Genomic DNA, 23,203 nt, shown 5'->3' on the forward strand with positions numbered 1-23,203 from the left:
CTTAACAATTACGCCATGTAGTTTTCTGGCATATCAATTAGTGCCACACCTGAATCAACCGCCGCCTGCGCAACCGCTTTAGCTATACGTGGTAACAAACGTGGATCCATTGGTTTTGGTATAATATATTTAGCACCAAACTCTAATTTGTCGATGCCTGCGGCAGTAAGCACTTCAGCCGGTACGGGCTCTTTAGCAATACTGCGGATTGCTTCTACAGCAGCAATTTTCATCTCGTCGTTTATTTCACTGGCACGTACATCTAACGCACCACGGAAAATAAACGGAAAACACAATACGTTATTAACTTGATTCGGATAATCAGAGCGACCTGTAGCCATAATTAAATCGTTACGTGCAGCGTGTGCTAATTGCGGATCGATTTCAGGATCGGGGTTTGAACAAGCAAATACCACGGGTCTATCAGCCATTAATTTTAAATCTTCAGGGGCTAATAAATTAGGGCCCGATACACCCACAAACACATCGGCATCTTCAATTACATCTTGTAAAGTACGTTTATCGGTATTGTTTGCAAATAATTGCTTATATTCATTCAAGTCATCACGACGCGTATGAATAACTCCTTTGCGATCTAACATATAAATATGTTCACGCAACGCGCCACATTTAATTAAAAGCTCCATACAGGCAACAGCTGCAGCGCCGGCACCTAAACATACAATAATTGCATCTTCAATTGCTTTGCCCTGTACTTCCAGCGCGTTTAGCATACCCGCAGCCGTTACAATAGCCGTACCATGCTGATCATCATGAAAAACAGGAATGCTACAACGCTCTATAAGCGCTTTTTCTATTTCAAAACACTCGGGCGCTTTAATATCTTCTAAATTAATTCCACCAAAGGTGTCGGCAATATTAGCCACCGTGTTAATAAAGTCTTCGGTAGTACGGTGCTTAACTTCAATATCTATAGAGTCTAACCCTGCAAAACGCTTAAATAGTAGCGCTTTACCTTCCATAACGGGTTTTGAAGCCAGTGGACCTAAATTACCTAAGCCTAAAATTGCAGTGCCGTTAGTAATAACCGCAACCATATTTCCTTTACCAGTATATTTGTAGGCATTTGCTGGATCAGCGGCAATTTCACGAACAGGTTCTGCGACACCGGGGCTGTATGCGAGCGCGAGGTCTTTAACCGTCTCAGCGGGCTTGGTCAGCTCAATACTGATTTTACCTGGAACGGGATGGGCATGGTAATGTAGTGCTTGTTCACGAAAATCTGACATAACGCGATTATATCCTGCAATTTAAGTTAAAGTGAGAGGTAGTTTAATCTACGATACCTTTATTATTTTTAAATTCCAAGCAATATCAGGTCTATCCTGTTATATGCTAGAACTGTTAATTTTAAGTTATTTATCAGCAACTTCCCTAGATTATCCTGACATTTTTAAAATATAAATTCGTCATAAAAATGAAAAACACAGGTACTTTTTGCCCTTATTCTATTTTTATAAAGCGTATTTTTTAGTCTTAAATTAAAATAGTGAAATACCGAATTTTATTTAACTTTAAACACAAATAACCTCACGTTACCTGCATTTGAGTACCATCTTTAAAGTTTAACAAATAAAAATATAGAGAATATTGGCTGTTTTGTCTGCAAATGTTTATGCATACTCAGAATAAGAACAGGAAATAGTTATGCAAAAAAAATAAATACAAAATTGCTAAGAAAGCAGGTAGGAAAGTAAATTTTGGCCACAAAAAAAGCACCCTAAGGTGCTTTTTTTACATAGAAACAAAAAATTATTTTTTGCTGCTAAGTGCACCGAAGCGCTTGTTGAAGCGATCAACACGGCCGCCAGTGTCTAAAATCTTTTGCTTACCAGTGTAAAACGGGTGACACGCAGAACATACGTCTAAGTGAATGTCTTTACACAGAGTAGAACGAGTTTCGAATTTGTTTCCGCATGAACAAGTTGCAGAAATTACTTCGTACTTAGGGTGAATACCTTCTTTCATAGGAACCTCTAGTTAAGGCCGCATCGCTCTCCAAACCCGAAGTCTGGCACCATACGTCGTTAAAACAAATTTATTGGTCGCGAATTTTATCCAACAACCCACACACACACAAGCTTTAATTACCCTTTTTGCTAAAAAGTCGGCAAACACCTATTCATTACTGATTTGTCGGTAGGCTTTTAATGCTATTTTTAGTACATTAAACCATTACGTTAATTGGTTGAGTTGTTATGCGTTTTGCTGAAGTTGCAATAAAAGTCCCCTTGCCTCGCACCTTTGATTATAAAGTGGATGAGCAATTAGTACCGCTGACTCAATTACAGCCTGGTATGCGCGTGTTAGTCCCTTTTGGCAATCAACGTAAAGTAGCGGTTATTCTTAGCTTAAAAGCGGAAACAGCAGTCCCCGAAGGCAAAATAAAATCTATTATTGAAGTTATTGACGACTCACCGGTGTTATCTGCGCAGCATTTAGAGCTACTGAAATTTACAGCGCGTTATTATTGCTATCCACTCGGTGAAACTATTCATATTGCATTGCCCAGTGCACTGCGCCAAGGTGAGTGCCCTGATAAAACCAGTATAAACATGGTGACATTAAGCGAAAAGGGGGCACTTTTACCGTCTTTAAAAGCTAAAACACAGCTTAATTTGCTTAAGCAATTATCAGCATCCGGTAAATCATCATTAACCGAACTCAAAGCCCTCGGGTTTAATAAAAAAACCATTGATACCCTTTTAGATAAAGAGCTAATAGTTCAAACCATTGAGCACGACAATCAATGGCAACATACCTCGCCAACGGTTGGCAGCAAACCCCGTTTAAATAAAGAGCAAGCCATTGCCTGCACTGCAATTAATCAAAGTACGGGGTTTACTAGCTTTTTGCTAGAAGGTGTCACTGGCAGCGGAAAAACCGAAGTTTACCTGCAATGCCTAGAAGAAGTATTAAAACGTGGCGAACAGGCGTTAGTGCTCGTTCCTGAAATAGGGCTAACGCCTCAAACGGTCAATCGTTTTAGACGTCGCTTTCCTGACACCCCTATTATGTTATGGCACTCGGCATTAACCGATAACGAACGTCTACAAACATGGCGTTTTTGCGAAAAAGGCAGTTGTGCCATTGTTATAGGCACCCGTTCGAGTATTTTTCTGCCATTTTTAAAGCTTGGGATGATTGTGGTTGATGAGGAGCATGATGCCTCATTTAAACAACAAGACACTTTACGCTATCATGCCCGTGATTTAGCTGCGTATCGTGCCTATCAGCATCAAATTCCACTTATTTTGGGTAGCGCTACGCCAGCACTAGAAACACTGCATAAAGCTATTAATAACAAATACCAGTTGCTTACATTAAGTGAGCGCGCACAAACCGCCACCGATAATCAGTTTAAGCTGCTCGACATGAAAGGTCAGCCTGATAGAGCCGGTATTGCGCATGCGAGCCTAGCGATAATGCGCCAGCACCTGAATAGAGGAAAGCAGGTGATGGTATTTTTAAATCGCCGTGGGTTTTCTCCAACTTTGATTTGTCATGAATGTGGTTGGTTGAGTGAATGTAACCGCTGCAGCACCAGTGCGACTTTTCATAAGGCAATAGGCCAAATGATTTGCCACCATTGTGGCGATCAATATCATGTACCGCATCAATGCCCTGACTGTGGTAGTACGCAAATATTTCCTAACGGCAAGGGCACCGAGCAAATAGAAGAGTTTTTAAGTAGTGAATTTGCAGACACCCCGATCAGCCGTATCGACCGTGACTCAACTCGGCGTAAAGGTAGCCTTGAAAAAGCACTGGATGAAATAAACCAAGGCGGCGCACGTATTTTAGTTGGTACGCAAATGCTGGCAAAAGGTCACCATTTTGCTGATGTTAGCTTAGTACTTATTTTAGATGTCGATAGTGGTTTGTATTCGTGTGACTTTAGGGCTACTGAGCATTTAGCACAATTAGTAACACAAGTTGCAGGACGCGCGGGACGTTCTGGCGAACCCGGTGAAGTATTATTACAAACGCACTTTCCTGAGCACCCGTTATTACAAGACTTAGTTAATAATGGCTATCAAGATTTTGCCCGCTTTGCACTCACTGAGCGAAGTGATGCACAGTTGCCACCTATTACGAGTATGGCAATTGTTCGCGCACAAGGGCATAACATAAAGCAAGTCGTCGACTTTCTAACGGATTTGGTTCCTGTCAATGGGGTATCTGGTATACAATTGCTCGGACCGATCCCCGCGCCTTTAGAAAAAATTGCGGGAATGTATCGTTTTCAATTACATATTCAAGCGCAAGATCGACGCATACTACATCAGTATCTCGCGCAAATGGTTGATTATCTCAGCACTAGCAAACTTGCACAAAAAGTTCGCTGGAGTTTAGACGTAGACCCTACAGACATGATTTAGGTAAGGCCACATATAACACCATGGCACAGCACGATTATATTAATAAAAAACCAAAAAATAGAAAAAACACTAAACAAGAGCCGGCTAAAAAACCCTTCCCGTTTTTGTTAATCATTATTGCCTTGTTACTAATCGGTGGTTTTGCATACGGACTCTGGTTTGTTAAAAACAATGCCGATCCAGAGCTTGTTGAAAAGCAAGCAAATCCAACACCCGAAAAACAAGTAGAAATAGCTAAACCGCGGCCACCTAAATTTATTAAAGAAATTAAAGAGCATGAGATTCAGGTTGAAGTAAAAGAACTTGAACAAAAAGGCCCTTATGTCATGCAATGTGGTTCATTTAGAACCCATCAGCAAGCTGAAACCTTAAAAGCTAAAATAGCCTTTGCAGGATTAATTTCAGAAATCAAAAAAACCACAGGCAGCAATGGTATTTGGTACAAAGTGCGTTTAGGGCCTTATGAAACCAAGCGTCATGCAGAAAGTGACAAGAACAAACTTAAACGAATTAATATTGTCGGCTGCGGAATTTGGGGCTGGACTTGAATTTAAACCATTCACCCATATAACCTCTTCATAATCGTTTTTTACGCGCTGCCCCTTGCAGCGCGATGATGAGGAATAACATGACTACAATCGTAAGTGTACGCCGTGATGACAAAGTTGTTATTGGTGGTGACGGCCAAGTATCTCTTGGTAACACAGTAATGAAGGGCAATGCCCGAAAAGTTCGACGCCTTTATAATGGCAAAGTTATCGCTGGGTTTGCTGGCGGCACTGCTGATGCCTTTACTCTTTTCGAACGTTTTGAAAGCAAATTAGAAATGCACCAAGGTAACCTCACTAAAGCTGCTGTAGAAATGGCTAAAGATTGGCGTAGCGATCGTGCCCTGCGTAAACTTGAAGCTTTACTTGCTGTTGCTGATGAAACAGCTTCGCTAATTATCACCGGCAACGGTGACGTGGTGCAACCAGAAAACGACCTAATCGCAATTGGCAGCGGCGGTAACTTTGCGCAATCAGCTGCAACCGCCTTATTAGAAAATACCGACTTAAGTGCTCGTGAAATTGTAGAGAAAAGTCTAACAATTGCTGGCAACATCTGTGTATTTACGAATAACTTCCAAACTATCGAAGAATTGTAATAGGAACTCGCTATGTCTGATATGACCCCAAGAGAAATTGTTCATGAGCTAGACCAACATATTATTGGCCAAGCTAAAGCGAAAAAAGCGGTTGCTATTGCCCTTCGTAATCGCTGGCGCCGTATGCAGTTAAACGAAGACTTACGCGCAGAAGTAACGCCAAAAAATATCTTAATGATTGGCCCTACGGGTGTAGGTAAAACTGAGATTGCTCGTCGTTTAGCAAAGCTTGCCAACGCACCTTTTATTAAAGTTGAAGCTACTAAATTTACAGAAGTAGGTTATGTCGGTAAAGAAGTTGAAACTATCATCCGTGATTTAGTTGATGTTTCAATTAAAATGACACGAGAGCAACAAACTAAAAAGTTCAAACATCGCGCTGAAGAAGCGGCTGAAGAACGTATTTTAGATGTATTACTGCCTCCAGCGAAAGATCAATACGGTGAAGTTCAGCGCGATGAAAATTCATCGACACGCCAATCGTTTCGTAAAAAGTTACGCGAAGGCCAATTAGATGACAAAGAAATTGATATTGATTTAGCCCAAGCTCAACCTAATATTGAAATTATGGCTCCTCCTGGTATGGAAGAAATGACCAACCAGTTACAGGGAATGTTTCAAAACATGGGTGGTGATAAACGCACTAAGCGTAAGCTTAAAATTAAAGAAGCGTTTAAGTTACTTACTGAAGAAGAAGCCGGTAAACTGGTTAATCCTGAAGAATTAAAAGAACAGGCCATTTTTGCAGTAGAGCAAAACGGCATTGTGTTTATTGATGAAATAGATAAAATTTGTAAACGTGGTGAAGCCTCAGGCCCAGATGTAAGTCGTGAAGGTGTACAACGTGATTTACTTCCGCTTATTGAAGGCTCTACCGTTAATACCAAGCACGGCATGGTAAAAACTGACCACATGTTGTTTATTGCCTCAGGCGCATTCCAAATGTCTAAACCATCAGACATGATCCCTGAGTTACAAGGCCGTTTACCTATTCGTGTTGAACTTGAAGCACTCACAGCCGATGACTTTAAACGTATACTAACGGAGCCACACGCGTCACTTACTGAGCAACAACGCGAGCTACTCAAAACAGAGCAAGTCGCTATTGAATTTAGCGACGACGCAATTGAGCGTATTGCTAAGGCAGCATGGCAAGTAAACGAAAAAACCGAAAATATCGGTGCGCGTCGCCTTCATACAGTTATGGAAAGGCTAATGGAAGAGATTTCATATGATGCTTCTGAAAAAGCGGGTTCAAGTCTTGTTATCGATGCCGCCTACGTTGAAAAACACTTAGGTGCGCTAGTTGAAGATGAAGACTTAAGTCGTTTTATTCTTTAATTGAAAACACAAACAGTTATACTAAAAGCCTCCAATATGGAGGCTTTTTTGTAAGCGAGATGACGATGAAACAAGTTACAAAAGTGCACTATCATAGTGTGAGTAAAAATTTAGATGTTTATTTTGATGATAACTCTGAAGTTATATTTAGCGCTGAGTTTTTACGGGTACACTCTCCCTCAGCAGAGGTTCAAGGCCATGGATCTGAGCCTATGAAGTTAGTACTAAATAAACAAGCAGTGGGTATTAAAACCATTACGCCGGTAGGGCATTACGCGTTACGTTTAGAGTTTGACGATGGCCATAACAGCGGGCTGTTCAGCTGGCAATATTTTGCTAAGTTACAAGCTGAACAAACAAGCTTATGGGATACGTATTTAGAGCGTGTTAAACAACATGAAAACAACAAAGACAGCGTACCCATAAAGTTTGTCCCCTAGTATTTAACCTGAACTCCGGATAATAAATCCATCTCAAGCAGCTATTTTCAGCGCTAACTGCGTTGAATTTACTTGCAATAGGCTAGCTATTGACGCGTAATTTCGCCTTGTTTTCACTAAAAATCTCTAGCTTGAGAAAATAAAAATAAATATCATTTTGATTCAATATGTTAGTAAGTCTCTTAACCAGAGTTCAGGTTATTTAGTCTGAACTTATACTCTGTGAATGAGAAAAAAGCGGCAATTAAGCCACTTTTTTCTGTTAGTAGTTAAACCTTATATTTTGAAATTGCTTGATGAAGTACCCTTGCTTGCTCAGAGACCTCTTCACTGGTTTGCGCATTAGTTTGTGAGTGAGCCGCAGCCCCCTCGGCAATATCTCGAATACGGACCACGTTTTTATTTACCTCAGAAGCCACCTGACTTTGCTCATCAATAGCGGTAGCAATATGTGTACTCATTTCCATAATAGTTTGCACATCAATGGTAATTGATCCTAGCAGCTCACCCGCTTTTGTTGCTTGTGTAGCACTTTCGCCACCTTGAGTACGACATTGGTGCATGATACTCACAACTTCTTGAGTACGCTGTTGTAGGGTGTTAATAATGCCTTCTATTTCGCTGGTTGACTCCTGCGTACGCTGTGCAAGTGAGCGCACTTCATCTGCAACAACCGCAAAGCCACGACCTTGTTCACCCGCTCTCGCCGCTTCAATGGCAGCATTTAAAGCAAGTAAATTAGTTTGCTCTGCAATCGCACGTATCACATCAAGTACAGAACCTATGGTTTCACCATCTTTTTCTAGCTGAGACACCACGCTGGAAGCTTTACCAAGTGAATCAGATAAGGCATTAATATGCTTAATAGTTGACTCTACTTCAACCTGACCTTGCTGGGCGCTTACATTGGTCGATTCAGCTTTTTTAGCGGCGGCTTCAGTATTGTGTGAAATATCTTGAATCGTTGCCTGCATTTCTGTAGCAGCGGTTGCTACCATATCCGCTTCATGTAATTGCTCTTGCATACCGGAGCTAGTCGCTGAGGTTGTTTCAGATAGATTCCCTGTTGCTATATTAAGCGTTGTTAGAGCCGTATTTACTTCATAGATGAGATCTTTAAAGTCACTAATTAAACTATTAAAGTCTATGGTCATCCTCGTTACTTCATCTTTCCCTTTATGCTCTATAAACAAGCTTAAGTCATTGCTTTGTCTGATCTTACCTATTGCTTGATAAACTTTTTCTATAGGTTGGATAATTGAACGACTGGTTAAGTACACAAGCAGCATAACGATAATACTTGCAATTATAAAAATGACTATTGCTAATAATTGCGCCTGCTGCGCCGTTTCAGCTACTTGCTCTTTAGTCGCATTAGTGATCAAAGTAACCACTTCATCACTTTTCTTAACACTTATTCTCATTTTCCCTAGGGCACCCGAATTTAAATCGACGCCTAATTCCACCTGCGCCTCTACCAATGCAGTAAATTTATTTTGGTAGTTGGTCATTAAGGAGGCTAATTGATTACGTGTATTATTGGGTAGCTCTGCAGCATTTACTTGTTGTTTTAACTCGCTTGCTAATTTATTAAATCGATCTAAATACTTGGTATCTAAACGTAGCATAAAATCTTTTTCAGCTCGACGCAGCTGTAGCATAGTGGTGAGTAATTGGTAATTATTTTGCTCACTAAGCAATGTTTCTATTTTATGAACTGCTTCTCGCAGCTCGCCATATAAAGCGTCTTTTGGGTGCAACCCGATTTTACGCTGTAGTTTTACAACATTTTGAAAGTCGTCATAGTACTGTTGGGCTAACGTAGAAAATTGATTGACCTGAGTCGTAGCAATATTTAAATCTGCAGATAAAACAGATAGCTTTTCTAGTTTAAATTGTAGTTTTTTATATTCTTGTGCAAATAGCTCTAAACTAGACTCATCTTTGTAAAACAAAAAGTCTTTTTCGTATTTACGCATCGAAAGCTCATGCACATCTAGCTCTTCAGCGTACTGAATAGTTTCATTTAATTTAAGCATAATACGTGCTTCATAAATGATGATGCACAGCATAACAATCATGGCTAAGCCAACGATTAATGCGTTAAATTGTAAACGACGTTTAATCGTTAGATTCTGTAAAAAGTTCATTGTAAATACCTATATTAAATTTGCCAGTTCAGTATAACGTGATGCTTTCTTGTCTTAACGTAATTTTGTTACATGAAATAAACAATAATGCCTATCATTAAAAACCATAAAAAAGGGCTACCAGTAAAATTTAACCATTAACAAACTCCCTTTATACAAATGGACAATATAATCATCCACAGTATTGTTTAATTTTAACAGTCTCGCCAATCAGAACTTAAATCTCTCGCACTTATAAACGCTCAGTCCATAGCTTTAAAAATATTTATTTATAAAGATGACAATTTTATTAAAAAATTATGAGTCGTGTTATTGATTTAGTTCTATTTCTGGCTAAATTTACTGCAATTAAGTCGTTGTTATTGAATATAAGGAGGGTATACTAAGTTACTAACTTATGTATCTTTTGAGGATAAAATAATGGATTACAGCACTTCTGATTTATGTGACCATTTCGCTGATGTGGTTGACGTGCTTGAACCTATGTTCATCAACTTTGGTGGTCGACACAGTTTTGGTGGCCGCATTAAAACGGTAAAATGTTTTGAAAATAATGAACTGATCCGTCAATTGCTTTCTCAAGATGGTACAGATCAGATTTTACTTATTGATGGTGGAGGCTCCACTCGTAGAGCCTTAATTGATATTGAACTGGCTGAGCTGGCACTTGAAAACAATTGGCAAGGTATTATTGTATATGGTGCACTGCGCCATGTTGATGAACTTGAAGAACTGGATTTAGGAATTCAAGCCATTGGATCAATTCCGGTTGCAGCTGACAGTGAAGGCGCGGGTGAAAGCGGCATAGGCGTTAACTTTGCGGGTGTATCATTTTTCGATGATGATTTTGTTTATGCCGACAGTACAGGTATTGTACTTTCTGCTGAAGAATTAGAGCTAGAAATAATAGAACTGTAGCGTGACAGCACACCTTAAAGTATATAACGAAAGCACACTCAAGCGCATTTGTTCTAACCGTGCAGGTGAACAAAAAGCGTGGCAGTCAATGGCATTACTTGACGCAAACGTTAATATACAACAAGCGCTTACTGATGCTGCACAATTTGGTATGCGCTTTGTTTTACTGGGCGTTTGCGAAGACATTGGACCTAGAGCCAATTTAGGTAAAGGCGGAGCACAGCATGCTTGGCCCGCTTTTTTACAACACTTTTTAAACCAACCTCACAATCACGCTATTGCCATGCAAAAAGTGTTACTCCTTGGCGAAGTAAACCTCGATGACTTAATGGAACAAGCACACCCGCTTGATAACCAAAATCCTCTCGATTTAGACCAATTACGTCAGTTGTGCGCTGAGATTGATGTGCGGGTTGAAGCAATTTTAAGCATGATTTTTAAAGCCGGTCTTGAACCCATCATTATTGGTGGCGGACATAATAACTGCTTAGGTATTATTCGCTCGCTTGCAAAATATAAAAACAGCGCAATTAACGCCATTAATTTAGACCCCCATGCCGACTTTAGAGAGTGTGAAGGCAGACACAGTGGCAATGGTTTTCATTACGCCTATCAAGAGCAGCACCTTAACAGTTACCATGTAATTGGCTTACATGAGCTTAAAAATAATCAACAAATTTTTAATGCGATGCAAAGTGCAAAATTTAGTTTCACCAGCTATCAAGCGATTAATGTTAGGCGAGAAATAAGTTTAACGGAGGCAACTAACAATGCACTAAACGCATTTGATAACGCACCGTTAGGAATAGAAGTTGATTTAGATAGCCTAACCAACATGCCTGCAAGTGCATTTAATTATTGCGGTTTTGATGTTAGCGATGGCGAGCATTATGTTTATTTAGCTGCAAGTAATCATCACAGTGCTTATTTACATTTATGCGAAGCAGCACCGTCGCAACATCCTCACTCTCTTGCTGCGGGTAAATTACAATGTGGTCAAGTAATCAGCGCCTTAGTAAATACCTACCTCCAAACAAAGCAAAAAATCTAATTAGTCTTCTTGTGCCTGTAACCACTGTTTAAACCAACTCATTAACCCTAAGCTACTTAAAGGGTGTCCAAAGTAGTAGCCTTGTGAGGCATAAGCTTTCAAACTTTTCACAAATTTAAGTTGGTCCAGTGTTTCAACACCTTCAAAAATCACTTTTGTTTGTTGCTGATTATGCATTTCCACCATACCGCTTACTAAGCTGCGTATATTATTTTGATTACTAAAGTCAGCAGTTAAGGCAGGAGATACCTTAATATACTCCACCGCTAAACTTGGTAATTTAGACAATAATACGGGGTTATCTCCCAAGCCATCAACGCATACTTTTAAACCTAAACTGTTAAGCCTTGCGATCATGGCTCTGCCTTTATCATCTAGACTGGTAAAAACATGAAGCGGACATTCAATAATTAAATCGCCTGGCCTTAGTTGATGCTCACCAATGACTCCGTAAACAAAATCAACAAACTCTTCATTGAGCATTTCTGGGCCAAATAAATTAACACTCAAAGGTACCGACATCCCTTCCATACGAAGTGCCATGGCTAATTCGCCAGCACGCTCTATAACAAAGGTAGCCAGTGAATAACCAAGCCCTGCAATTCTAATATCATTTATAAATCGGCTTGCCGATAAGGTGCCTTGCGTGGGGTGTTGCCAACGTAATAACAATTCTAAAAATTCAATTTGGCCATCACCGTTACGAATAACGGGTTGAAAAAACAGCTCAAACTCATCAGCAAAGCTGATATTCGCAAGCTCTGTTAATCGCGCTTGTTGCTCTAAATGCTCAACCGTCATTTGTTGATGATAAGCCACTATTTGTTTGCTTGGCTGACTATCAAGTGCCAAATACGCATGGCTAATTAAATCATCAAAGCTCGTACTTTGTTGATCGCAATGAACATAACTGGCTCTTACCTTTACTTCAATAGTGCAATTAGCCACGTTAAAGGGCTTTAATGTAGCGCAAATAATTTGCTTGATAAGCTGTTGATGTAAATGATTATAGCTTTGTAGATCACAAATAAACGCAAAATTTAACCCGCCTAAATGCGCTAATTTAGCGTGCGGAGCAAGGAACAACACTTCATCACTGCCTAGTAAGTCTTTTATTCGATTTGCCGACTGCGACAACAATAAGTCACCAAAATCTCGTCCAATATGCTGATTTACCTGCGCAAACCCCTCTAGCCTTAATACAGTAAGTGCGGCTCTGAATGAACCTTCATTGGTAAGCTCATTATACTTTTGACGTAACTGTTGTTTATCGGGAAAGCTGGCTAAGGGTGAGTTTTCAACATACACCTCAGGCTCGGTTTGTGGCTTTAAAGGCGTAGTAGCTTTAGGCTCATTATCAGCTAAAAAACCACTGACTGAGAGCAGTAAAATAGCCATGAGCAACCACGCTAAATGCAGCGTAAAAAAGAGATACCCTATTAACAATAAAGCAAGTAATGCGCTTGCACAGGCACTGATAAGAAATGGTTTTTTTTGCTTTTGTAATTTCGCTTGATATAAATTAAAACCAAAACCTAGCGCTAGTAAAATAGCGAGCCAAGGTATTGCACTACTGACCATAGCTAAGCCAATGAGCCCAGTACATAAAAAGCTGAGTCTCATTACGTTACTTTTAACGGTTAATAGTGTGGCAACCATTGCCATTAAAAGTGCACCACTTAAAAAAATAGCTAAATTGCTGTAGCTCAATAACGTTCCATCCATAGCTGACGTACTCACTGACATTAAATAAAACATAGGTTTAAGAGTTAATTTTATACAAACTAACTAAGTTTACCCAATATCCATAGATTTAACAGTTCATTTACCCCAAACTGATAACTTAATTGTGCAGGATGGTCAATTTGCCAATGAGCGATATCTGCGCGAGCGCCAACTTTTAATACCCCTCTATCAGTAAAACCTAAAGCACGAGCCGCATGTGCTGTTACGCCAGTTAATGCCTGCTCTGGGGTGAAATTAAATAAGGTGCAGGCCATATTCATCATTAATTGCAACGAACACAAGGGTGATGTGCCGGGATTAAAGTCACTGGCGATCGCAATGGGTACTTTGTATTTATTTAACAGCTCAATTGGTGGGTATTTCGTTTCTTTTAAAAAATAAAAAGCCCCAGGCAGTAATACCGCCACAGTGCCTGCGTTTGCCATAGCTTTAACGCCTGCTTCATCAAGGTATTCTAAATGATCAGCCGACAGGCCATTGTATTGTGCTACCAGCGCTGCACCGTGTTGATTTGATAATTGCTCGGCATGACACTTGATTGCCAAACCCTGTTTTTTAGCTGCATCAAATACGCGTTGAGTTTGTGCGTAGCTAAAGCCAATGTCTTCACAAAATACGTCAACTGCATCTACTAGGTCATTTTCAACAAGCGTGCTTAGCATTTCATTGCATACCAAATCTATGTAATCATCACTGCGGTTTTTAAACTCCAAAGGTAGCGCATGTGCCCCTAAAAAGGTGTTAACTACTTCAATGGGGTGATGTTGATTTAACAGCCTAGCCACCTCCAATATTTTTTTCTCATTGTCTATATCAAGCCCATACCCTGACTTAATTTCAACCGTCGTCACCCCTTCAGCTAACAATGCATTTAAACGCTCTTTTGCTGCTACAAATAACTGTTCGTGGTCAGCCTCTCGGGTTGCTTTAACTGTACTTGCTATTCCCCCTCCCTGCACGGCTATTTGCTGATAGCTCACGCCCTGCAAACGCTGCTCAAACTCTTGCGCACGAGAACCGGCAAACACTAAATGTGTATGGCAATCAATTAAGCCTGGGGTTAACCATTGCCCTTTTACACTTAATATCGGAGTGGCTAACACATCAAAATTAGGTAAATCAGCTTGTTTACCTAGCCACACTATTTTGCCATTTTTAATAGCTAGCGCCGCATTTTCTATCGCCCCATAAGGCGCATCAATATTGCTATCCATGGTCGCAATGTTGGCATCTGTGAGCAATAAATCGATATCATTTAACTGGTCTGTAGACTCTGTGGCTTGCATAAGTTTCTCCGCGATAATGTTCAAATGAGTTTAACAACACATCTTGTATATACAAGGTAATTATGCCATCTTATTAAGTATTGTTTATTTTTAATACACCAAAAGCGTTTATGCCAACACCTAAATTTACACAAATAAAACAGTTTATTGTGGACAAAATACGCAGTGGGCTTTGGCTTGAAAACCAACGCGTGCCCTCAGAAAATGAACTGGCAAAGCAGTTTGCGGTAAGCAGAATGACCGCACGTCGAGCGTTAAGTGAGCTAACTGATACAGGCATTTTAACCCGTAGCCAAGGGCTAGGTACTTTTGTCGCAAGCTTTAAGTCGCAGTCATCATTACTCGAAATAAAAAACATTGCACATGAAGTCAAAGAGCGAAACGGAAACTACAGCTGCACAGTACAGGTGCTGGAATCAATCAATGCCGTGGCGCCAATTGCTATTGCTTTAGGTGTTGAGGTAGATAGTGTGGTGTATAGAAGTGTCATTATTCATAACGAAAATGACAGTCCCTTGCAAGTTGAAGAACGCTTTGTAAACCCGTTACTTGCCAAGGATTATTTACAACAAAATTTTACCGCTCTTACCCCACACGAATACCTATCAACGGTTGCCCCTTTAACACAAGCAAGGCACACGGTAGAGGCTATTACACCAAGCAGTGAAATGTGCCAATGGCTTAACCTATATAACGAAGAGCCATGCTTACAAGTAATACGCCGCACTTGGTCGGTTAACGGGATTGTAAGCTTTGCACGACTTATATCGCCGGGTAGTAAGTACCGCTTGGGCGGACAATTAACATTTAAAAATAATAATAAAGCGCATAACGCTTAATACTATTTAACAGGAGTGAACAATGAATCATCGACTGGACACACAACGCGAAATACGCGCGCAACATGGCAATAAAATAACCACCAAAAGCTGGCAAACCGAAGCGGCTAAACGCATGCTAATGAATAATTTAGACCCTGATGTTGCAGAGCACCCTCAAGCTCTGGTGGTTTATGGTGGTATTGGCCGTGCTGCACGTGATTGGCCAAGTTATGACAAAATAATTGCTACACTTGAACGCCTTGAAAATGACGAAACCTTATTAGTGCAATCAGGCAAACCTGTGGGTGTATTTAAAACTCATAGCAATGCACCACGGGTATTAATTGCAAATTCTAACCTAGTACCGCACTGGGCAAACTGGGAGCACTTTAACGAGCTAGATAAAAAAGGCTTGATGATGTATGGCCAAATGACCGCAGGGTCTTGGATTTACATTGGCTCTCAAGGCATAGTGCAAGGCACTTACGAAACGTTTGTGGCTATGGCAAAACAGCATTTTGCTGGTAATGCTAAAGGTAAGTGGGTATTAACGGGTGGCCTTGGAGGTATGGGGGGCGCACAACCATTAGCGGCTACCATGGCAGGCTTTAGTGCCTTGGTGGTGGAATGTGATGAAAGCCGTATCGATTTTCGGATAAAAACAGGATATGTCGATGTAAAAGCCACAGATCTTGAGCATGCACTAAAATTAATAACAGATGCTTGCATAAAAGGTGAAGCGCTTTCTGTGGGTTTACTAGGTAACGCCGCCGATGTGTTTAGTACCTTAGTAAAAAGTGAGGTGACCCCCGATATAGTTACCGATCAAACCTCAGCTCATGATCCACTTAACGGTTACCTGCCACAAGATTGGAGTATGGAATACGCAGCTAAAATGCGAATCGATAACCCACAAGCAGTTGTAAAAGCGGCTAAACAGTCAATGGCAGTCCAAGTAAAGGCGATGCTGGCACTACAAAAAGCGGGCGCAGCAACAACCGACTATGGCAATAATATTCGTCAAATGGCCCTAGAAGAAGGCGTGAGTAATGCATTTGATTTCCCTGGGTTTGTGCCTGCGTATATTCGTCCATTATTTTGTGAAGGTATTGGTCCATTTAGGTGGGTAGCGCTATCTGGCGATCCTGAAGATATTTATAAAACCGATGCAAAAGTAAAAGAGCTCATTCCAGATGATAAACACCTGCATAATTGGCTTGATATGGCGCGTGAGCGAATTCAATTTCAAGGCTTGCCTGCACGTATTTGTTGGGTCGGTTTAAAAGATAGAGCGCGCCTTGCTGTTGCCTTTAACGATATGGTTAAAAGCGGTGAACTTAAAGCGCCGGTAGTTATTGGACGAGATCATCTCGACTCAGGTTCAGTTGCCAGTCCTAACCGTGAAACTGAAAGTATGAAAGATGGCTCCGACGCGGTCTCCGACTGGCCACTATTAAATGCTCTGCTTAATACCGCAGGCGGTGCTACTTGGGTATCGCTTCATCATGGCGGTGGTGTAGGTATGGGGTTTAGCCAGCACTCAGGCGTAGTGATTGTTGCCGATGGCACTGATGAAGCAGAGCAGCGTCTTGCTCGAGTATTATGGAACGATCCCGCCACCGGTGTAATGCGCCATGCTGATGCGGGTTATGAAATTGCAAAAAACTGTGCGCAACAGCAGCAGCTAGACTTACCAATCCTTAATGAGGATAAGTCATGATTTCATATACACTCAAACCGGGTCAGCTTGACTTAAACACGCTAAGAAAAATTAACAAATCAGCCATACACTTAACTCTGGCCAATGATGCACAGGCGCAAATAGCAGCCAGTGCCCAAACAGTACAAAACGTGATAAACGAACATCGCACTGTATATGGTATTAATACTGGCTTTGGGTTATTGGCCAATACTAAAATCGCTGACGATGAACTCGAACTATTACAACGCAGTATCGTGCTTTCACACGCCGCAGGTATTGGTGAGTTAATGGATGACAGCACCGTTAGGTTGATGATCACGCTAAAAATAAACTCCTTATCGCGCGGTTATTCTGGCATTCGCTTAGCTGTGCTTGAGTTTTTTATGCAGCTGCTTAAAAGTGAAGTTTACCCTTGCGTGCCTAAAAAGGGCTCAGTGGGCGCATCGGGCGATTTAGCACCGCTTGCGCATATGTGTTTGCCTTTATTAGGTGAAGGGCAAATGCGTTACCAAGGTGAGCTGATAAGTGCTGCACAAGGACTCAACATTGCAGGGCTTGAGCCACTAACATTAGCTGCAAAAGAAGGCTTAGCCTTATTAAATGGCACGCAAGCCTCTACTGCATTTGCACTTCAGGGATTATTTAGAGCCGAAGACTTGTACGCACAAAGCTGTGTAATTGGCTCTATCAGTATAGAAGCGGCCATGGGCAGTCGCGCACCATTTGATGCTCGTATTCATGAGGTTCGTGGTCAACAAGGACAAATTGATACCGCGCATGTATTTAGAGAATTACTCGATACGCACTCACAAATTAGTGACTCACATATTAATTGTGAAAAAGTACAAGACCCTTATTGCCTGCGTTGCCAACCTCAAGTACTTGGTGCATGCTTAACCCAAATACGCCAAGCCGCCGAAGTATTACTTTGTGAATCAAACGGGGTAACCGATAACCCTCTCGTATTTGCCGATATAGGGGATATTATTTCAGGCGGAAACTTTCATGCTGAGCCCGTTGCTATGGCCGCTGATAACCTGGCGATTGCTGTTGCTGAAATTGGCGCCTTAGCTGAGCGACGTATTGCTCTATTGATTGACTCTAATTTATCTAAATTACCGCCATTTTTAGTAAAAAACGGTGGGGTAAATTCAGGATTTATGATTGCTCAAGTCACCGCAGCTGCTCTCGCCTCTGAAAACAAATCCTTAGCACACCCTGCCTCGGTAGATAGCTTACCGACTTCAGCAAATCAGGAAGACCATGTTTCTATGGCAACGTTTGCAGCACGACGACTGGTTGATATGGCTAATAATACGCAAGGCGTACTGGCCATAGAATGGCTCAGTGCTGCCCAAGGGCTTGAGTTTAGAGCGCCACTACGCGCGTGTGATAAAGTAGAAAGTGCCAAAGCACTGCTACGCCAACATGTTAGCTATTACGACAAAGACCGGTATTTTGCTCCCGATATTGAAGCGGCCAACACGCTACTAAGTGAAGGTAAGTTGTGTGACTTCATAAGCCACTCCCCCTTACCTTCTTATTAAATACCATACTGATAACTAAAACCCAGTGCTTCTATCGCTGAGCCAATAACTTTGCGCTCAGCGACCTCATTACTACTAAAGCTTGGCATTTGTGTGCCATACAGCTCACACTTTTGTGCATAATAATCTTCTTTGCTCGGGTGCGCTGGGTTCACCACATTATAAATGCTCTGTCCTTGCGACCAGTTATTAAGGACCGCATAAATAGCATTGATCACATCTTGTTGATGCACCATATTCACTACTTGCTTACTAGAAGTATTGAGTTCTTTACCCGCCACAAAACGACCAGGCTCTCTATTTGGCCCTAACAATCCAGCTAAGCGAAGCACTTTACCTTGCTGTTCAAGCACTTGCTCTTCGGCGTCATACAGCTTTATTTGTCGCTCGTTAGTGCCTGATATATCGCTGCTTTCACTATAAACGCCAGGTTCTTGATCATATACCCCAGTCGATGAGCACAATAAAAAGCCTTTGCAATTAAGCTCAGTTGCCAGCTTTAACGCCTGCTCAAGCACTTGCGGATAATCACTTTCGCTATCTCGACTGCGAGGCGGGATTGCACAGACCCAATACGCATTTTGTAAATCCACTTGGTGCTGCAACTCGCCGTTTTGTAAAACAAACTGACGTTCAAAATCAAATTGATGAGTGTCACTTCGATGAGTTCCCTGCACTTGCCAGCCTTGTTTTTGTGCATCAATACATAAGGCTTGGCCAAGCCAGCCAGCGCCAAGAACGACTAAATTATCTTTGTTGGTTTGCACTTTATTTACCCTTATTAAAACTCAATCATCGCGTTTTATAGCGATAAAAAATATAATTAACTTTATGCGACTAAAAATAATATTAGCAAACGCTGGTTGCAGAAGATATTAACATACACCTTTTTTACGATTAACAACCTCTTAATGATAAAGCTTCCGTGCATACACATCTGCCGATAAACCGCATGACTTAAGTGACCTACCGAGATTAATTAATAAAATTATTGCTCAATTTAAGGATTAAAAAACGATAGCGACAAACAAGGCATTTAAGGGTGAAATTTAAGCGCTTCGCTCTTGTTTTTAATTTATTCAGCACCATATCTTAAGGGTCTGTTTATCTGCAGTTTTAATCAAGTTTCGTTACATAACGCTATTTTTATGAGCGAGATCTCATTTTCCTGTTTTAAATGAAGATCTTTTTATTGAGGTAGTTTGATGTTTAGCAGAGTCTGGTATAGTAGCGCAGGTAATAAACAGTGCTTTTTAAGCAGCTTAATACAAAATTGCTAATTAATGTGTCCTAAAGGTTAATTTAAAGAATACATTAATTATCAATTGTAAAAAATGGGTTAGCCGATGCACGGCTAGCAAAAAACACATTGTAACGGTTTTATCATGATATCTAATTTATTTACCAAGATTTTTGGTAGTCGCAATGACCGCACTATTAAAAACCTAAGAAAGACGGTCGCACTGATCAATGCACTTGAAACGCAGCTAGAAGCGCTTTCAGATGAAGATTTAAAAGCTAAAACAGCCGAGTTTAGAGAGCGTTACGATAACGGACAAAGCTTAGGTGATATTCTACCAGAAGCATTTGCAGTGGTGCGTGAAGCATCAAAGCGTGTAAACGGTATGCGTCATTTCGACGTGCAGTTATTAGGTGGTATGGTTTTACACCAAGGTCGTATCGCAGAAATGCGTACCGGTGAAGGTAAAACACTCACAGCGACACTGCCGGCTTATTTAAATGGTTTAACAGGTAAAGGTGTTCATGTCATTACCGTGAATGACTACTTGGCCAAACGTGATGCTGAAACCAATCGCCCATTATTTGAATTTTTAGGGTTAACCGTAGGCTGTAATGTTCCGGGCATGATGCCACAACAGAAAAAACAAGCTTATGCAGCTGACATCACTTACGGTACCAATAACGAATTTGGTTTTGATTACCTGCGTGACAACATGGCATTTAGTATTGATGAGCGCGTACAACGCCCATTATTTTATGCTGTAGTGGATGAAGTGGATTCAATCCTTATTGATGAAGCACGTACGCCACTGATTATTTCTGGTCCCGCTGAAGATAGCTCTGAGCTATACACTGAAATAAATACCATTGTTCCTTTACTTGAACTACAAGAAAAAGAAGATGAGGAAGGGATTGAAGGCGATGGCGATTTCACTATCGATGAAAAATCTAAGCAAGTTCATCTAACTGAGCGTGGGCAAATAAAAGTTGAAGAGCTACTTACAGAGCGCGGCTTAATTGAAGAAGGTGATTCACTGTACTCAGCAGCGAGCATCACGCTACTTAGTCACGTTTATGCAGCTCTTCGTGCGCACAAGCTTTACCAAAAAGATGTTGACTACGTTATTAAAGAAAACGAAGTCATCATTATCGATGAGCACACAGGTCGCTCTATGGAAGGACGTCGTTGGTCAGAAGGTTTACACCAAGCTGTAGAGGCAAAAGAAGGTGTGAAAATTCAAAACGAGAACCAAACATTAGCCTCTATTACGTTCCAAAATTACTTCCGCTTGTACGAAACGCTAGCAGGTATGACAGGCACAGCCGACACAGAAGCGTTTGAGTTTCAGTCTATCTACGGTTTAGACACTGTGGTTATGCCAACCAATAAACCAATGATCCGCGATGATCGCGCTGATTTAGTTTACTTAACGCAAGAAGAAAAGTACGAAGCGATTTTAGCAGACATTAAAGACTGTCAAGAACGTGGTCAGCCGGTACTTGTAGGTACTATCTCAATTGAAAGCTCTGAGTACTTATCGCAGTTTTTACGCAAAGAAAAAATTAAGCACAACGTACTTAATGCTAAATTCCACGCACAAGAAGCAGACATTGTTTCTGATGCGGGCTTACCGGGCACAGTCACCATTGCCACCAACATGGCCGGTCGTGGTACCGATATTGTACTTGGTGGTAATTGGAACAGCGAAGTTGAAAAACTTGAGAACCCAACTGACGAACAAATTGCTGAAATAAAAGCCGCATGGAAAATTCGCCATGATGCGGTAATTGATGCTGGCGGCTTACACATTATTGGTACTGAGCGTCATGAATCACGTCGTATTGATAACCAATTACGTGGTCGTTCTGGCCGTCAAGGTGATGCCGGTTCAAGCCGTTTCTACCTATCGATGGACGATGCGTTAATGCGTATTTTTGCTGGTGAGCGCATGACTAATATGATGCGTAAACTAGGTATGCAACGCGGTGAAGCGATTGAACATCCATGGGTTAACCGCGCAATCGAAAACGCTCAGCGTAAAGTAGAAGCACGTAACTTTGATGTGCGTAAACAGCTACTTGAGTACGATGATGTAGCAAACGATCAACGTCGTGTTGTTTACTCACAACGTAACGAATTGCTTGAAGAAGGTGATATTTCAGAAACGATTACTGCTATCCGTGGTGATGTGCTCGCTGGTGTGATTGATCAATACATTGCTCCACAAAGCTTGGCTGAAATGTGGGATATACCAGGACTTGAAGAACGCTTAAAACAAGACTTCTTAATCGAGTTACCAATTACTCAGTGGTTAGCTGATGACAATAAACTGTACGAAGAAAAACTGCGTGAGCGTATTGAAGAAGCGGTTGAACAAGCTTACAAGCAAAAAGAAGAAATGGTCGGCGATTCTGTACTTCGTCAGTTTGAAAAAGCCATTATGCTTCAAAGTCTTGACCAACATTGGAAAGACCACCTTGCTGCAATGGATCACTTACGCCAAGGTATTCACTTACGTGGTTACGCACAAAAGAATCCTAAGCAAGAATACAAACGTGAGTCGTTTGAGTTATTCTCTGAAATGCTAGAAAACTTAAAAGTCGATGTGGTCGGTATTTTAAGTAAAGTGCAAGTTCGCGCTGAAGAAGATGTTGAAAAAGTAGAAGAGCAACACCGTAAAAGTGAAAATGCCCCTCGCGAATATCAACATGAAGAAGCAGAACACGTAGGTGGTGAAGCACCGCAAAGCGCTCAGGTTATGGCGCGTAGCGAGCCAAAAGTTGGCCGTAACGATCCATGTCCATGTGGTTCAGGTCAAAAATACAAACAATGTTGTGGTAAATTAAAATAACACCACTTTGTTACGTTAGATAAAAAGCGACGCTTGCGTCGCTTTTTTTATGCTATTTAAGGGAGAGGTAATGACTAAAGTAATTATCAATGTTGCTGTGGGTGTAATTAAAAAAAATAACAATGTGTTTATTTGTAAACGTGCAGATGAGCAACATCAAGGTGGGTTATGGGAGTTTCCTGGTGGCAAAGTTGAAGCCGGAGAAAGTGTGTTTCAAGCCCTAAAACGTGAACTGCTAGAAGAAGTAGGACTGACTATTCATAGTTCAAGCGAACTTATCACTATAGAGCATGACTATGGCGATAAATGCGTACGACTTAATGTGCATGTGGTCAGTAACTTTAACGGTCAAGCTCATGGCGCAGAAGGGCAACCAAGCGAATGGGTAGGCATTGACGAACTTGATAACTATGATTTTCCTGCTGCTAATGTTGAGATAATCAGCGCCATAAAAACGAAATATAACTAGGGTCTGTTGATCTTTCAAGGTTAAATTTGCAGTAGTCTGTTTGGTATTTAGGCAAGGCAGAGCCTATGTGGTGTGGTTATTCCCCATA

At 41.1% G+C, this 23,203-nt stretch carries 18 protein-coding genes; 12 read left to right on the forward strand and 6 right to left on the reverse strand.

Annotated elements, in window-relative coordinates:
• Positions 1 to 8: 8 nt before the first annotated feature.
• The gene (locus QMA00_RS11505; RefSeq protein WP_008115020.1) at positions 9 to 1,250 is read right to left on the reverse strand and encodes a malic enzyme-like NAD(P)-binding protein; all 1,242 of its coding nucleotides are present in this window, start codon (positions 1,248 to 1,250) and stop codon (positions 9 to 11) included.
• Between the two features lie 523 nt (positions 1,251 to 1,773).
• Entirely contained in the window at positions 1,774 to 1,989 is a 216-nt protein-coding gene (gene rpmE, locus QMA00_RS11510) for a 50S ribosomal protein L31 (RefSeq protein WP_008115018.1), read from the reverse strand.
• 230 nt (positions 1,990 to 2,219) lie between these two features.
• Between rpmE and priA the strand changes: the two genes are divergently transcribed.
• The 5 genes from priA to QMA00_RS11535 all read left to right on the forward strand — a co-directional run bounded on the left by priA (position 2,220) and on the right by QMA00_RS11535 (position 7,331).
• Positions 2,220 to 4,403 carry a primosomal protein N' gene (priA, locus tag QMA00_RS11515; RefSeq protein WP_008115016.1) on the forward strand — a complete coding sequence of 728 codons (2,184 nt, stop codon included), beginning with the start codon at positions 2,220 to 2,222 and terminating at the stop codon, positions 4,401 to 4,403.
• 20 nt (positions 4,404 to 4,423) lie between these two features.
• Positions 4,424 to 4,951: an SPOR domain-containing protein gene (locus tag QMA00_RS11520; RefSeq protein ID WP_008115014.1), complete on the forward strand. Its 528-nt coding sequence runs from the start codon at positions 4,424 to 4,426 to the stop codon at positions 4,949 to 4,951.
• An 80-nt stretch (positions 4,952 to 5,031) separates the two neighbouring features.
• A complete protein-coding gene (hslV, locus tag QMA00_RS11525) occupies positions 5,032 to 5,550 on the forward strand; it encodes an ATP-dependent protease subunit HslV (RefSeq protein WP_008115012.1) in 519 nt (172 codons plus the stop codon).
• Positions 5,551 to 5,562: 12 nt separating this feature from the next.
• Positions 5,563 to 6,891, forward strand: coding sequence for an HslU--HslV peptidase ATPase subunit (hslU, locus tag QMA00_RS11530; protein WP_013463899.1), 1,329 nt, complete (start codon positions 5,563 to 5,565; stop codon positions 6,889 to 6,891).
• Positions 6,892 to 6,956: 65 nt separating this feature from the next.
• Positions 6,957 to 7,331: a gamma-butyrobetaine hydroxylase-like domain-containing protein gene (locus QMA00_RS11535; protein ID WP_008115008.1), complete on the forward strand. Its 375-nt coding sequence runs from the start codon at positions 6,957 to 6,959 to the stop codon at positions 7,329 to 7,331.
• A gap of 269 nt (positions 7,332 to 7,600) precedes the next feature.
• Here the strand turns inward: QMA00_RS11535 and QMA00_RS11540 are convergent, their stop codons facing one another.
• Complete coding sequence (locus QMA00_RS11540) at positions 7,601 to 9,481, reverse strand: methyl-accepting chemotaxis protein (protein WP_008115005.1); 1,881 nt, start codon at positions 9,479 to 9,481, stop codon at positions 7,601 to 7,603.
• Positions 9,482 to 9,901: 420 nt separating this feature from the next.
• On the opposite strand from QMA00_RS11540, the gene rraA reads away from it, so the two are divergent.
• Together rraA and QMA00_RS11550 are read left to right on the forward strand one after the other, a co-directional pair.
• Positions 9,902 to 10,399 carry a ribonuclease E activity regulator RraA gene (gene rraA / locus QMA00_RS11545; protein ID WP_008115004.1) on the forward strand — a complete coding sequence of 166 codons (498 nt, stop codon included), beginning with the start codon at positions 9,902 to 9,904 and terminating at the stop codon, positions 10,397 to 10,399.
• A 1-nt stretch (position 10,400) separates the two neighbouring features.
• A complete protein-coding gene (locus QMA00_RS11550) occupies positions 10,401 to 11,450 on the forward strand; it encodes a formimidoylglutamase (protein WP_013463896.1) in 1,050 nt (349 codons plus the stop codon).
• Here QMA00_RS11550 and QMA00_RS11555 read toward each other — a convergent pair whose 3' ends face one another.
• Together QMA00_RS11555 and hutI are read right to left on the reverse strand one after the other, a co-directional pair.
• Complete coding sequence (locus tag QMA00_RS11555) at positions 11,451 to 13,175, reverse strand: GGDEF domain-containing phosphodiesterase (RefSeq protein WP_076923110.1); 1,725 nt, start codon at positions 13,173 to 13,175, stop codon at positions 11,451 to 11,453.
• A gap of 59 nt (positions 13,176 to 13,234) precedes the next feature.
• Positions 13,235 to 14,482, reverse strand: coding sequence for an imidazolonepropionase (hutI, locus tag QMA00_RS11560; RefSeq protein ID WP_076923111.1), 1,248 nt, complete (start codon positions 14,480 to 14,482; stop codon positions 13,235 to 13,237).
• Between the two features lie 110 nt (positions 14,483 to 14,592).
• On the opposite strand from hutI, the gene hutC reads away from it, so the two are divergent.
• From hutC to hutH, 3 genes are read left to right on the forward strand one after another with little or no spacing between them, the layout of a single operon-like run.
• A complete protein-coding gene (gene hutC, locus QMA00_RS11565) occupies positions 14,593 to 15,321 on the forward strand; it encodes a histidine utilization repressor (protein WP_028834481.1) in 729 nt (242 codons plus the stop codon).
• A 22-nt stretch (positions 15,322 to 15,343) separates the two neighbouring features.
• Positions 15,344 to 17,023: a urocanate hydratase gene (gene hutU / locus QMA00_RS11570; RefSeq protein WP_290157306.1), complete on the forward strand. Its 1,680-nt coding sequence runs from the start codon at positions 15,344 to 15,346 to the stop codon at positions 17,021 to 17,023.
• Positions 17,020 to 18,552, forward strand: coding sequence for a histidine ammonia-lyase (hutH, locus tag QMA00_RS11575; RefSeq protein ID WP_076923113.1), 1,533 nt, complete (start codon positions 17,020 to 17,022; stop codon positions 18,550 to 18,552). Before hutU ends, hutH begins: the two co-directional genes overlap by 4 nt.
• Here the strand turns inward: hutH and QMA00_RS11580 are convergent.
• On the reverse strand, positions 18,549 to 19,319 hold the full coding sequence (locus QMA00_RS11580) for an NADP-binding protein (protein WP_076923114.1): 771 nt from the start codon (positions 19,317 to 19,319) through the stop codon (positions 18,549 to 18,551). The two genes, hutH and QMA00_RS11580, sit on opposite strands and share 4 nt — an antisense overlap.
• A gap of 618 nt (positions 19,320 to 19,937) precedes the next feature.
• On the opposite strand from QMA00_RS11580, the gene secA reads away from it, so the two are divergent.
• Both secA and mutT read left to right on the forward strand, forming a co-directional pair.
• Positions 19,938 to 22,646 carry a preprotein translocase subunit SecA gene (secA, locus tag QMA00_RS11585; protein ID WP_013463887.1) on the forward strand — a complete coding sequence of 903 codons (2,709 nt, stop codon included), beginning with the start codon at positions 19,938 to 19,940 and terminating at the stop codon, positions 22,644 to 22,646.
• 70 nt (positions 22,647 to 22,716) lie between these two features.
• Complete coding sequence (gene mutT, locus QMA00_RS11590; protein WP_076923115.1) at positions 22,717 to 23,115, forward strand: 8-oxo-dGTP diphosphatase MutT; 399 nt, start codon at positions 22,717 to 22,719, stop codon at positions 23,113 to 23,115.
• Positions 23,116 to 23,203: the final 88 nt, after the last annotated feature.

The organism is Pseudoalteromonas sp. APC 3694, assembly GCF_030407565.1.
In the GTDB taxonomy this organism is placed as follows: domain Bacteria; phylum Pseudomonadota; class Gammaproteobacteria; order Enterobacterales; family Alteromonadaceae; genus Pseudoalteromonas; species Pseudoalteromonas tetraodonis.

Excerpts from the sequence above, each read along its gene's own strand:
- QMA00_RS11505 (WP_008115020.1), bottom strand. The coding sequence starts at position 1,250 with ATGTCAGATTTTCGTGAACAAGCACTACATTACCATGCCCATCCCGTT.
- rpmE (WP_008115018.1), bottom strand. The coding sequence starts at position 1,989 with ATGAAAGAAGGTATTCACCCTAAGTACGAAGTAATTTCTGCAACTTGT.
- priA (WP_008115016.1), top strand. The coding sequence starts at position 2,220 with ATGCGTTTTGCTGAAGTTGCAATAAAAGTCCCCTTGCCTCGCACCTTT.
- QMA00_RS11520 (WP_008115014.1), top strand. The coding sequence starts at position 4,424 with ATGGCACAGCACGATTATATTAATAAAAAACCAAAAAATAGAAAAAAC.
- hslV (WP_008115012.1), top strand. The coding sequence starts at position 5,032 with ATGACTACAATCGTAAGTGTACGCCGTGATGACAAAGTTGTTATTGGT.
- hslU (WP_013463899.1), top strand. The coding sequence starts at position 5,563 with ATGTCTGATATGACCCCAAGAGAAATTGTTCATGAGCTAGACCAACAT.
- QMA00_RS11535 (WP_008115008.1), top strand. The coding sequence starts at position 6,957 with ATGAAACAAGTTACAAAAGTGCACTATCATAGTGTGAGTAAAAATTTA.
- QMA00_RS11540 (WP_008115005.1), bottom strand. The coding sequence starts at position 9,481 with ATGAACTTTTTACAGAATCTAACGATTAAACGTCGTTTACAATTTAAC.
- rraA (WP_008115004.1), top strand. The coding sequence starts at position 9,902 with ATGGATTACAGCACTTCTGATTTATGTGACCATTTCGCTGATGTGGTT.
- QMA00_RS11555 (WP_076923110.1), bottom strand. The coding sequence starts at position 13,175 with ATGGATGGAACGTTATTGAGCTACAGCAATTTAGCTATTTTTTTAAGT.
- hutI (WP_076923111.1), bottom strand. The coding sequence starts at position 14,482 with ATGCAAGCCACAGAGTCTACAGACCAGTTAAATGATATCGATTTATTG.
- hutC (WP_028834481.1), top strand. The coding sequence starts at position 14,593 with ATGCCAACACCTAAATTTACACAAATAAAACAGTTTATTGTGGACAAA.
- hutU (WP_290157306.1), top strand. The coding sequence starts at position 15,344 with ATGAATCATCGACTGGACACACAACGCGAAATACGCGCGCAACATGGC.
- hutH (WP_076923113.1), top strand. The coding sequence starts at position 17,020 with ATGATTTCATATACACTCAAACCGGGTCAGCTTGACTTAAACACGCTA.
- secA (WP_013463887.1), top strand. The coding sequence starts at position 19,938 with ATGATATCTAATTTATTTACCAAGATTTTTGGTAGTCGCAATGACCGC.
- mutT (WP_076923115.1), top strand. The coding sequence starts at position 22,717 with ATGACTAAAGTAATTATCAATGTTGCTGTGGGTGTAATTAAAAAAAAT.